The organism is Mesorhizobium sp. M7A.T.Ca.US.000.02.2.1 (genome assembly GCF_003996995.1).
Lineage (GTDB): Bacteria > Pseudomonadota > Alphaproteobacteria > Rhizobiales > Rhizobiaceae > Mesorhizobium.
Map to the genome: position 1 here is coordinate 1 of NZ_RZTT01000180.1, position 11,709 is coordinate 11,709.

General features: G+C 63.4%; 13 protein-coding genes. 5 read left to right on the forward strand and 8 right to left on the reverse strand.

Features of this window, described 5'->3' with window-relative positions; all coding sequences use genetic code 11:
• A partial coding sequence (locus tag EOD15_RS17945) for a phosphonate C-P lyase system protein PhnH (RefSeq protein ID WP_185929016.1) occupies window positions 1–119 on the reverse strand: 119 nt, incomplete at its 3' end.
• Entirely contained in the window at window positions 119–580 is a 462-nt protein-coding gene (phnG, locus tag EOD15_RS17950; RefSeq protein WP_127323228.1) for a phosphonate C-P lyase system protein PhnG, read from the reverse strand. The genes EOD15_RS17945 and phnG, both read right to left, overlap by 1 nt.
• 131 nt (window positions 581–711) lie before the next feature.
• Between phnG and phnF the strand changes: the two genes are divergently transcribed.
• On the forward strand, window positions 712–1,464 hold the full coding sequence (gene phnF / locus EOD15_RS17955) for a phosphonate metabolism transcriptional regulator PhnF (protein WP_127408694.1): 753 nt from the start codon (window positions 712–714) through the stop codon (window positions 1,462–1,464).
• Between the two features lie 77 nt (window positions 1,465–1,541).
• On the opposite strand, the gene EOD15_RS17960 is transcribed toward phnF, so the two are convergent.
• The 6 genes from EOD15_RS17960 to EOD15_RS17985 all read right to left on the reverse strand — a co-directional run bounded on the left by EOD15_RS17960 (window position 1,542) and on the right by EOD15_RS17985 (window position 9,153).
• Window positions 1,542–2,561, reverse strand: a complete 1,020-nt coding sequence (locus EOD15_RS17960) for a zinc-binding alcohol dehydrogenase family protein (protein WP_127408695.1) — start codon at window positions 2,559–2,561, stop codon at window positions 1,542–1,544.
• A gap of 66 nt (window positions 2,562–2,627) precedes the next feature.
• Entirely contained in the window at window positions 2,628–3,593 is a 966-nt protein-coding gene (locus EOD15_RS17965) for an ABC transporter permease (protein ID WP_127323072.1), read from the reverse strand.
• Window positions 3,590–5,143, reverse strand: coding sequence for a sugar ABC transporter ATP-binding protein (locus EOD15_RS17970; protein WP_127408696.1), 1,554 nt, complete (start codon window positions 5,141–5,143; stop codon window positions 3,590–3,592). Before EOD15_RS17970 ends, EOD15_RS17965 begins: the two co-directional genes overlap by 4 nt.
• Window positions 5,144–5,298: 155 nt before the next feature.
• Entirely contained in the window at window positions 5,299–6,291 is a 993-nt protein-coding gene (locus EOD15_RS17975; protein WP_127272465.1) for an ABC transporter substrate-binding protein, read from the reverse strand.
• A 300-nt stretch (window positions 6,292–6,591) separates the two neighbouring features.
• Complete coding sequence (locus EOD15_RS17980; protein ID WP_127321854.1) at window positions 6,592–7,587, reverse strand: aldo/keto reductase; 996 nt, start codon at window positions 7,585–7,587, stop codon at window positions 6,592–6,594.
• A 60-nt stretch (window positions 7,588–7,647) separates the two neighbouring features.
• The gene (locus tag EOD15_RS17985; protein ID WP_127321855.1) at window positions 7,648–9,153 is read right to left on the reverse strand and encodes an altronate dehydratase family protein; all 1,506 of its coding nucleotides are present in this window, start codon (window positions 9,151–9,153) and stop codon (window positions 7,648–7,650) included.
• 226 nt (window positions 9,154–9,379) lie between these two features.
• On the opposite strand from EOD15_RS17985, the gene EOD15_RS17990 reads away from it, so the two are divergent.
• The 4 genes from EOD15_RS17990 to EOD15_RS18005 form a co-directional block, all read left to right on the forward strand.
• Window positions 9,380–10,282 carry a GntR family transcriptional regulator gene (locus EOD15_RS17990; RefSeq protein WP_127321856.1) on the forward strand — a complete coding sequence of 301 codons (903 nt, stop codon included), beginning with the start codon at window positions 9,380–9,382 and terminating at the stop codon, window positions 10,280–10,282.
• Window positions 10,283–10,479: 197 nt separating this feature from the next.
• Window positions 10,480–10,836 (forward strand): hypothetical protein, encoded by a 357-nt coding sequence (locus tag EOD15_RS17995; RefSeq protein WP_127321857.1) that lies wholly within the window; start codon window positions 10,480–10,482, stop codon window positions 10,834–10,836.
• Between the two features lie 97 nt (window positions 10,837–10,933).
• On the forward strand, window positions 10,934–11,473 hold the full coding sequence (locus tag EOD15_RS18000; RefSeq protein WP_127321858.1) for a copper chaperone PCu(A)C: 540 nt from the start codon (window positions 10,934–10,936) through the stop codon (window positions 11,471–11,473).
• A gap of 41 nt (window positions 11,474–11,514) precedes the next feature.
• Window positions 11,515–11,709, forward strand: a 195-nt coding sequence (locus EOD15_RS18005) for a DUF1775 domain-containing protein (protein WP_127408697.1), incomplete at its 3' end; no start/stop codon positions are given.

Genomic DNA, 11,709 nt, shown 5'->3' on the forward strand with positions numbered 1-11,709 from the left:
GGCAGCGGCTGCACGCTGCCCGGCCGAGCCATTGCGTCCATGACGGCGCGGAACACGGTCTGGGCGTCGAAGACCGGATCGGCGAAACCGCCCTCGATCGATTGCGCTGCAATGTCCATCAGTCTTCTCCGCGAACCATGGTGAAGAAATCCACCTTCGTTGCCGCCGTCTCGGCGCGGCGTTTTTCATGCGCTGCGGTCAGAGCCGACCGCAGGGGCGCTATCAGCCCGGTCTCGACCTCATTTCGGCGGGCAGGGTCCTGCCACAGCGCGTCGGCGATGGCCGCCAGCCTCGCTTTCTGCTTGTCGCGGCCAAGCGCATAGCAATGGCCGACCTGTCCGGTGGGCAGCCGGACCGTGGCGCGGGTGACGGTCGCCTCACCGATATTGAAGGGCGCGCCGCCGCCGCCGATGCGGCCGCGCAGGGTGACAAGGCCGGTTTCGGGGCCGCGCAGCAACTCGGCGTCCGAAGGCAGTCCGGCCTCATTCCAGAGCCGTACGATGTCATCGCCGCTGGATTGCGCAAGGGTTGCCATGGCGGCCTTGCGCTCGGCCTGGTCGCGGGCTTCCTGTCCTCGCATAAGCTATCGTCCTCGTGGCTAAATTTGTCTATTGATATAGACAACTATACAAATTATACCTATTATCTAGCGCGTGTCCATGACGGGTGGATGACAGCGATAGAAGACTGGGCGCTGGAAGGTGGGGGGCAATGAAGGTCGGGCAGCTGTCAGCGGACGGCATCGAGCGGCGCAGTGGCGTTTCGCTGTGGCGGCAGATCGCCGACAAGATCCTGCATGCGATCGCCATCGGCGATTTCACGGAGAATGCAGCGCTGCCGCCGGAGGTGGCGCTGGCAGAACGCTATGGCGTCAACCGTCACACGGTGCGCAACGCCATATCAGCCCTTGTAAGGGAAGGCGTGCTGCGGGCCGAGCAGGGGCGCGGCACCTTCGTGCTGTCGCGCAAGCGGCTGTCCTATCCGATCGGGGCGCGCACACGTTTTTCGACAGGGCTGCAAGGGCAAACGACGGAACGGCACATCGTCCTGCTCGCCTCGTCGGTCGAGCCGGCCAGTCAGCGCGTCGCCGAGGGACTGGGTCTTCCCAAGGGAGCCGACGTGATCCGGCTGGAAACGCGCGGCGAAGCCGACGGACGGCCGGTGTCGCGCGCGGCCGGCTGGTTCGAGGCCCGGCGCTTTGCCGGCATCGATGCCGCGATGGCGGAAACAGGGTCGATCACCGCCTCGCTGGCGCGGTTCGGCATAGACGACTATCTCAGGCAATCGACCGTGCTGTCGGCGCGCCATGCCGATGCGGCGGACCTTGCCGACCTCGACCTGCAGCCGGGCGCCATCGTGCTGGTCACGGTCGCCGTCAACGTCACGCCGGACGGCCAGCCGATCCAGTTTTCCGAGTCGCGCTTTCCGGCCGAACGGGTGGAGCTGAAGCTGTCGGCGCTGTAGGGAGTGCCCGGCCCAGCTCAGCCGCATTCACTTGCCAGCGGCGGCGCATTGGAGGACCGGCTTCGCCGTTTGCCATGTTATGATCCGACCTCGATCACAGCCTTGATCAGGCCCGATTTCTCATGTGCCCAACGAGCCAGATCGCGCGGCGTGCCGGCGAGTGTGGTGCGGTGTGTGACGAGCTTGGCCAGGGGAACGGCGCCGTTGCGGATCGAGGCGGCGACGTGATCGAAGTCGGCGCGCAAGGCGTTGCGGCTGCCGATCAGCGTCATCTCGCGCTTGTGGAATTCCGGATCGGAAAAGCTGATGTCGTCCTTGACAACAGAGACCAGCACCAAGGTGCCGCCATGCGCGACATGGGCAAAGGCCGACTGCACCGACTGGGTGTTGCCGGTGGCATCGAAGACCACATCGAAGCCTTCGCCTGATGTTGCTTCCTTGACCAGATCAGGCACCGCGCCGCGCGAGCCGTCGAGGGTCTGGAAACCAAGCTCATTTGCGGCGAAGGCGAGCCTTTCACTGCTCATGTCGAGCAGCGTCACGTCGAGTTCGGCGATGCGGGCGAAGATGGCGGTGCCGAGCCCGATCGGGCCGGCGCCGATGACCAGCGTGCGGGCGCCGGGGTCGGCGCGGGCGCGCCGCACGGCATGCGCTCCGATGGCCAGGAACTCGACTGCGGCGGCGTCAGCCAGCGACAGGCCGTTGGCCGGATAGAGATTTTGCGCCGGCACCAGGATCCGTTCGCACATGGCGCCGTCGCGATGCACGCCCAGCACCTCGATCCTGACGCAGCAATTCGGCTTGTCGTGCCGGCAGGCGATGCACTTGCCGCAGGAAAGATAGGGGTTGATCACCACGGGCTCACCAACGGCAAGATCGACGCCGTCGCCGGTCTCGACGATCGTTCCCGACACCTCATGGCCCATGATGCGGGGATAGGCGAGGAACGGGTGCTTGCCCTCGAAAATGTGGTAGTCGGTGCCGCAGATGCCGACATGGCTGACCGCCACCAGCGCCCAGCCGGGAGGCGGTGCCTCTGGTGCGGGCCGGTCTTCAAGGACAAGATCGCCGGGCGAACGGCAGAGGACGGCTTTCATGCGCTAATCCAGTCATGAAATCGCCGGCCCGTTGGTGTGGCGGGCCGGCGGGTGATTGCGGGATCGCTACTTGCCGCGGCGGCGCAGGCCGTCGAAGTAGACGATGATGATGATCAGCGCGCCGGTGATGATGCGCTGCCAGAACGAATTGACGTTGAGCAGGTTGGCGCCGTTGTTGATGGTGGCCAGGATGAAGGCGCCGAGCAGCGGCCCATGCACCGAGCCGACGGCGCCGAACAGCGAGGTGCCGCCGATGACGGAAGACGCGATCGCCTGCAGCTCCCAGCCCTCGGCCTGCGTCGGGTTGCCGATGCCGATGCGGGCGGCCAGCAGCACGCCGACAAAGGCGGCGCACAGGCCCGACAGCGTGTAGGCCATGTAGATGGTTCGCTGGACATTGACGCCGGACAGACGCGAAGCCTCGGCGTTGGAGCCGACCGAAAACAGGTATCGGCCCCAGCGGCTGTGGTGGAGGAAGATATAGGCTGGAATGCCGACCAGGATCACCATCCAGAACAGGTTGGGGATGCCGATGAAGGAATTGCGAGAGAAGGCGGTGAAGGTGTCGCTGTTGATGTTGATCGAATTGCCGTTGGTCATCAAAAGGCCGATGCCGCGCAGCGAGGTCAGCGTTGCCAGCGTGATGATGAAGGGCGGCAGGCCCATCTTGACGATGCCGAAGCCATGGAACATGCCGATGGCGACGCCGACCAGCAGCGTCACCAGAATGGCGAGCCAGATGGGGAAGCCGGCATTGATCATCATGGCCACGACCACCGTGGCGAAGCCGACCACGGCGCCCACCGACAGGTCGATGCCGCCGGTGATGATGACGAAAGTCTGGCCGACCGCCATGATGGCGATCATCGAGCCCTGGCGCAAGAGATTGGCCATGTTGTTGGCGGAGGCGAAGCTCGTCGTCGCCACGGAGAGAAGGATCCAGAGCAGAACCAGCAGCGCCAAAAGCGTCAGCCCAAACAGGACATTATAGTTGCGCTTCGGTTTTTCGACGGGAATCGCCTCGGTGCTCATATCTGTCCTCCCAGCTTTTCTTGTTTCTCGGCGAGCGCTTGAGTGAGAATATCCTCGTGGCTGGCGGCGTGAAAACCGTGCGTCGCCACCAGTTTGCCGCGCCGGAACACATGCAGCGTGTCGGCGAGTTCATAGACTTCCGTCAGATAGGACGAGATCAGGATGATGCCGGCGCCCTTTGACAAAAGTGCGCCGAACAGGCGGTAGATCTCGGCCTTGGTGCCGACATCGACGCCGACCGTCGGTTCGTCGAAGATGAACAGCTTGGCGCCGTGCGCCAGCCATTTGCCGATGACGATCTTCTGCTGGTTGCCGCCCGACAGGCTGGATGCCAGCGCGCCGCGCGTCGGTGTCTTGATGCGCAGATCGGCGATCTGGCGATCGGCTTGCGTCTTCTCCTGCGTGCTCGAAATCAGCAGATTGTTCGAGATACGCTTGTAGATCGGCAGGTTCAGGTTGAAGCCGACTGGCAGGTTGAGGCAGAGGCCTTGGTCGCGGCGGCTTTCCGGCGCCAGCGCCATGCCGAGCTTGATCGCGTCATGCTCGGAATTGACCTGCACCTCCTTGCCTTCCCAGAGGATCTGGCCGGCGGATTTGCGGTGGCGGCCGTAAAGCGTGGTGACGAACTCGCTGCGTCCAGCGCCGATCAGGCCATAGAGCCCGACGATCTCGCCGGCGCGGACCGTCATCGAGACATTTTCGAAGCCCTTGCCGGACAGGTTCCTCGCCTCGATGAGGGCGGCGCCCGGCGTGAAATGCTCCTTGTGGTAGACCTGCTCGATCGAGCGGTTGATCATCATCTTGACCAGTTCGGCATCGTTGGTCTCGGCGATGTTGCGGGTGCCGACCAGCGTGCCGTCGCGCAGCACGGAAACACGGTCGGCGAGCTCGAACACTTCCTCCATGCGGTGGCTGATGTAGATGATCGTCACGCCTTCGCCCTTCAGCCGGCGGATCAGAGTGAAGAGTTGGTCGGCCTCCTTGCGGGTGAGGTAGGCGGTCGGCTCGTCGAAGATCAGGAATTTGGTGCCGCGCACGGTGGCGCGGGCGGCGGCTATCAACTGCTGCTGGCCGATGGTCAGGTCGCCAAGCGTGACATGCGCCGGCAGGTCGAAGCCGAGGTCGTCGATGATCGTCTGCGCCTGCCTGACCATGGCGCGCTGCTGCAGGATGCCGAAACGCGAATTCTCCTCGCCGAGGAACATGTTGGCGGCGACCGTCAGGTGACGGCACAGCACGACTTCCTGGTGCACGGCATTGATGCCGAGCGCCATCGCCTCGTGCGGCGTCGCCAGGGCGGCCGGTTGGCCCTCCCAGGTGATCTCTCCGGAGGTGCGCGGCATGACGCCGGTCAGAAGCTTGATGAGCGTGGATTTGCCGGCGCCGTTCTCGCCGACGATGGCGTGGATCTCACCGGACTTGAAGGCGAGGTCGACCGGCTTCAGCGCGTGGGTGCCGGGATAGCGCTTCTCCAGCCCGCGCAATTCGAGGATGGTCCGCCCCGGTTCCAGCACAGGGGCCGGATGCAGTTCCTGCGCCGTCGATGTCATGACAATCCTCCCAGATTGGCCTCACGATTGGCACGCGGCGAGACAAGGATATGTCTCGAAAACAGCCTAGCCTACGCTTATGGATTGCCAAGCCGTTTGTGCGGCAGCTTGTCTCCGGGGCGAGGTGCCCCGGAGATCATTGCGGATGCGACGGCTCAGAGCTTCGGATTGAGCAGTGCGTCGATCTTGGGGTCTTTCATGTTGTCCTTGGTCACCAGATTGGCGCCGGTGTCGACATTGGCTTCGACCTTCTCGCCCTTGGAAGCGGCGAGTGCGGTCTTGATGCCGTCATAGCCCATCCGGTACGGATCCTGGACGACGAGGGCGGAAATGACGCCGTCGTTGAGGAACTTGATCAGCTTCTCGTCGCTGTCGAAACCGACCAGCGCCAGCTTGCCGCCAAGGCTGTTTTCCGCGACAGCCTGACCGACGCCCTGCGCCATGATCAGGTTGGAAGCGAAGATGCCCTTGAGGTTCGGGTTGGCGGTGATCAGGTCGGTGGCGATGTTGAGGCCGGTGGTGGCCTGGCCGTCGGCATATTTATCGGCGACCAGCTTGAGGCCCGGATATTTGGCGGCCAGCTGTTCGGTGAAGCCCTGCTTGCGCTGTTCGAGCGAGCCGGCGCCCGGCGCGTTGGTGATCAGGGCGACGTCGCCCTCGATCTTGCCGCCGTTGGCGGCGCCGATGGCGGCTGCGAGGCCATCGGCAGCGACGCGGCCGCCCTGGACGTTGTCGGTGGTCAGGAACGAGGTGAACGCCTTGGAGTCGGCGCCGGAGTCGATGCCGATGACCTTGACCTTGGCAGCGGCTTCATCGATCGGCTTGCCAAGCGCCTTGAACTCGGTCGGCGCAATGACGATCGCCGCCGGGTTGCTGGCAACGGCGTTCTCGAGGATCGAGACCTGGCCGTTGACGTCGGTTTCAGCCTGGGCACCGAGTTCCGGCACGTTGACGCCGAGATCCTTGCCGGCCTTGCGGGCGCCGGCCAGAACGATCTGCCAGTAGAACGACGTGGTGTCCTTGACGATGATCGGAATGGTGACGTCCGCCGCCGAAACCGGCGCCGAATGCATGACGCCGGCGAGCATCGAAGCTGCTGCCAGCGCCATGACGGCGCGGCGGTTGAGAATGCTGGTCACGAATTTCATGAGGTTTCCTCCCTAAGTCGCCCGGTGAACGATACGGAAGCTCCGTCCGGATAGGCGCGGTCCAAAACAGAACTTTATCAATAAAAAACAATTGCCATGTTTTGATAATGCATCGAACAGATCGATGCAAGCGCTGTTTGATTAGTCCTTGCGAAGCCTGGCAGAGGCAAATCCACCGTGCTGCTCCCCATTGGCGCCGTCACACTTCCGTTCCGTTCTGGGAACGTATGGAATATTAATTCCACCATTTCGTCAATATGGAATGTCCATTCCTTCGTGTGACCGCAAGAATATGAAGTTTCACACCTCCTGCACCAGCGTGTGGGGACGATATCTGGCGTATTCCGTCTCCGGCACGTCGATGTCGAGCAGTTGGAGGTTGCGCGTCAGGTTCGCCAGCTTGGCGGTGCCGGTCAGCACGGTGGCGACGGCAGGTTCATGCAAGGGGAATTGGAACGCTGCGGCGGCGAGCGGATAGCCACCCTCGGCGGCGATCCTTTCCATTGCGCCGACGCGGTCGAGCACGTCATGGCTGGCAGGGCGGTAGTCGAAATGCGCGCCTTGCACCGGCCCGGTCGCCAGGATGCCGGAGTTGAACACGCCGCCAATGACCAAGGAGGTCTGCCGCGCCCGGCATAGGGGCAGCAACTCCGCTTCGGCGCTGCGGTCGAGTAAGGAATAGCGGCTGGCGAGCAGGATGCAGTCGAGCGGCGCCTCGCGCATCACGTCCAGACAGATCTGCACTTCGTTGACGCCAAGCCCATAGGCGGAAATGACGCCGGACCGTTTCAGCTCTTCAAGTGCCTTGAGGCCGCCGTCCATCAGGTCGCGAAAGTGCACCTTGGTCTTCTCGACACCATGGGTGTAGGCGCCGATGTCGTGGACAAACAGGATGTCTATCCTGTTTAGGCCAAGCCGTGCATAGCTGAACTCGACCGACCGCATGATGCCGTCATAGGAATAGTCGTAGTCGAGCGCGAAGGGCAGCGGATCGACATAGGAGTGATCGGGAACCTGATCGTCCGGCACCGGGCGGAACAGCCGGCCGACCTTGGTCGACAGCACATAGGAATCGCGCGGCTTGTAGCGCAGGAAGTCGCCGAAGCGGCGCTCCGACAGGCCGAAACCGTAGAAGGGTGCGGTGTCGAAATAGCGCAGGCCGGCATCCCAGGCGCCCTGCAGCGTCTCCATCGCCGCTTCGCGCGAACAGGCGCGGTAAAGGCCGCCAAGTGCAGCGCCGCCGAAGCTGACCTCGGTGACTTCCAGCGCTGTCTGGCCGATGCGGCGCTTTTCCATGCACAACCTCCCCGTTGCCCGCCACTGACCGGCGCGCAGTCTACTTTATATCAGTAAAATCTAAAGCGTTGCGCCCAGATGCCAGGGCACGAACTCGTTGTCGCCGTAGCCGAAGTCCTCGCTCTTGGTCTTGCGGCCGGAAGCCGTCTCGACGATCAGTTCGAAGATCTCGCGGCCCATGCCGGCTATGGTCTTTTCACCCGAGGCGATGACGCCGCAATTGACGTCCATGTCCTCTTCCATCTGGTGGTACATGGTCGAGTTGGTGGCGACCTTGATCGACGGCGTCGGGCGGCAGCCGAAGCATGAGCCGCGGCCGGTGGTGAAGACGATGACGTTGGCGCCGCCCGCCACCTGGCCGGTCGCCGAAACCGGGTCGTAGCCGGGCGTGTCCATGAACACCAATCCACTGCCGGTGACTTTTTCGGCGTAGCCGAAGACACCATTGAGCGGCGTCTGGCCGCCCTTGGCGACCGCGCCGAGCGACTTCTCCAGGATGGTGGTGAGGCCGCCGCGCTTGTTACCGGGCGAGGGGTTGTTGTCGATCGAGGCGCCATGCTTAGCGACGTGGTCCTCCCACCATTTCACGAAACCGTCGAGCTTCTGCGCGATCTCCGGCGTTGCCGCGCGATAGGCAAGCAGATGTTCGGCGCCGTAGATCTCCGTCGTCTCGGAGAGGATGCCGATGCCGCCGACGCCAGCCAGGATATCGACAGCCGCGCCCAGCGCCGGATTGGCCGTGATGCCCGACATGCCGTCCGAGCCGCCGCATTGCAGGCCGACGACGATCTCGCTGACCGGGATCGGCTCACGCTTCAGCTGGCCGACTTCCTCGGCGATCTCGGCCAGCACGCCCATCGCTTTTTCCACCGATTTGCGCGATCCGCCGGCGTCCTGGATGTTGAAATGGCGTTTGCCGGCAGCGACGCCCTTCTGGCCGTATAGGGTGAGTTGGTTGACTTCGCAGCCGAGGCCGACCATCAGCACGCCGCCGAAATTCGGGTGGCGGGCGTAGCCGGCGAGTGTACGGTGCAGCACCATCATGCCGTCGCCGGTGCCGCTCATACCGCAGCCCTGGCCGTGCACGATCGGCACGAAACCGTCGATGCCGGGATATTTAGGCAAAAGCGTGCGGTTGGCGGTGTCGGCGATGGAATGGCAGACGGTGGCCGAGCAATTGACGCTGGCGACGATGCCGATGAAGTTGCGCGTGCCGGCGCGGCCATCGGCGCGGCGATAGCCCATGAAGGTGCGGGCGCGGTCGGCCTCCGTCGCGTGCTCGGCCTCGCTCGGCGGCACGACCGGCAAGCGACCGGATTCGAAAACCAGATTGTGCGAATGCACGTGCTCGCCCGCTGCAATATCCTGTGTCGCTCGACCGATCGCTTGGGCGTATTTCACCACGGCCTCGCCGGCGGCGATCGGCTTGATCGCCACCTTGTGGCCGGGCTCGATCAGCGCACTGGCGACGGCACCGCCCGGCAGCGCGGTGCCAATCTCGATGCGGCCGTTGGCGACGGCGACATTGTCGGCAGGGGACAGGAGAATGGAGTTGGAGGCGTTCACGGGCGGTTTCCTGGGTGATCCTGGGTTGCGCAGACGGATTGACACGCGTCTGTTTAGAGATAATGTCTTTTATCGTGAAAAAACAGTTTTGCGTCAATTGTTTTTTCGTGGGGAGTTCCGCATGCCTGGGTTGTTCCGGGAAGCAATTTCGCTTCTCAGGGCCATGGGAACGTCATATTGCGCTTCAAACCGGCCGCCGCAAGCGACGGCGTGCAACGGGTCAGGGATGTCGAAGAGCAACAACGTCTACAAGGATGCCTATAACCGCTGCCTGCGGCTGCTCGACGAAACGCGCAGCCTGCCTTCTGAGCCGGAACTGGGTACCTTGCTTGGCGTCAGCCGTACCACGGTGCGCACCATTCTCGCGCGCATGGAAGAGACTGGGCTGATCGCCTGGAACAAGCGCGCCAAGACGGTGCTGCGCGAACCGCGTCCCGATGATTTCTTCCCCGAGGAGGAGACCGACACGCTGGCCGAGATCATCGAACGGTCGTTCATGCGTCGGCTGCTCGCCGGCGGCGCCGAAGCCGGCATGCAGATCAACGAACTCGAACTGGCGCGTGAGATCGGCGTCGGCACCACCAGCGTGCGCGAGTTCCTGATCCGCTTCTCCCGCTTCGGCCTGATCGAGAAGCGTCGCAACAGTCACTGGGTGCTGAAGGGCTTTACCCGCGCCTTCGCGCTGGAGCTGACCGAAATCCGCGAAATGTTCGAATTGCGCTCGGCGGCTGCCTTTGCCGCTTTACCGCAGGACAGCGCGGTCTGGACCGATCTCGACCGCCTGGAAGATGAGCATCGCCAGTTGGCAAACGACATCGCCACCCGCTTCACCGAGTTCTCCGAACTCGACGAGCGCTTCCACCGGCTCATCCACCGGGCGTCGCGCAACCGCTTCATCGTCGATTTCTACGATGTCATCGCCATGATCTTCCACTACCACTACCAGTGGAACAAGGCGCAGGAACGCGAACGCAACGAAGTCGCGATCGGCGAGCATCTGGTCTATATCGAGGCGCTGAAATCGCGCGACCTCGGCAAGGTCGACGCCGCCTGCCGCAAGCATCTGAAGTCGGCGCGCCAGACATTGCTGACCTCGATCCCGGAGAGCCGGTCGCTACAAAAATCCTGAGCCGCGCTGAGGCTCAGAGTCTTGTTTCATGCATGTCGTTGTCCCAAAATCGCCGCACACTTTTGGGCGACATGCATTGACCCTGCCGCGTTGGCGCCGCGGCGATTTGGCGATTTTCCACCCGCCAGCCCCGTGCTAGGAATGTCGCATTGCTGCGAAGAGGCAGGGCTTTGAGCGTATCGAGGAGACGGTGGAGCATGCCGGTCGCGCTGGTCGCGGCCTATCTGCTGTTGCTCCAGTCGACGCTCGGAGCATTCGCCTTCGGCACCGGTCCCAATGCTTCGCAGCTCGACGCCTTTGGCAACGTCATCTGCACCCATGAGGGCGCAGCCCAGCTTCCCGGCGGCAACCAGCAGCCGTCCCATCTTCCGGCATGCTGCGTGCTCGGCTGCAGCATGGTTTCGGCGGCCTTTGCGCCGCCGCCCGGTGCTGGCCTGGCGCTGGGCAGCCTTTCCTTCAAAACGGTCGCCTTTGTTTTTCCGGCGGCCATCCATCTCGACTTTGCGCGTGAGCGCTCGCCGTCGAACCCGCGCGCGCCGCCGCTGACGGCCTGAGCCTGTTTGCCCGGCGGAACTTTTCGTGGGCGTACCCATCCAAAGATCAAACTGCTCGCGACCGGCAACGGCGCGACCATCACTTCATGGAGCAACCATGTCCTATTTTTTCCCTGACGCCGCGCGTCTTGTGCCCGGCGGCATTCTACGCGGCATCGAAGAGCGTGTCGGCATTGCCGTGCTGGCTCTTGCGCTGCTGTTCACAGGCGCCCAGTCCGTCCTCGCGCATGAGTTCAAGGTTGGCGATCTCGAGGTCGGCCACCCTTGGTCGCGCGCCACACCGGCCGGCGCCAAAGTGGCCGGGGGTTATTTCACCGTCACCAACAACGGCAGTGCACCGGACCGGCTGGTGTCGATTTCCTCCGATGTTTCTGAAAAGACCGAGCTGCATGAGATGGGCGTCAAGGACGGCGTCATGACCATGCGGCCGGTTGCCGGCGGCCTGGAAATTCCGGCCGGCGGCAAGGTCGCCCTTGCGCCTGGCGGCTATCATTTGATGTTCATCGGCCTGAAGCGGCAACCCAAACAGGGCGAAAAGTTCTCCGCCACCCTGACCTTCGAAAAGGCCGGCGCCGTCAACGTCGATTTCGCTGTCGAAGGCATGGGCGGTGGCGCCATGGACGACCACGCCAATTGACCGCGCCAGTTCGACAAATTTTGAAAATCCGAGGGACTATCATGAACAAATATGTTTTGTCGGCTGGCGCACTTCTCGCGCTCGGAACCAGCGCCGCCTTCGCGCATATCACGTTCGAAACCCAGGAGGCGGCGGTCGGCTCGACCTACAAGGCCGTTTTGCGGGTGCCGCATGGCTGCGAAGGCAAGGCGACGACCGCCGTGCGCGTGCAGATTCCGGAAGGGGTGATCGCGGTG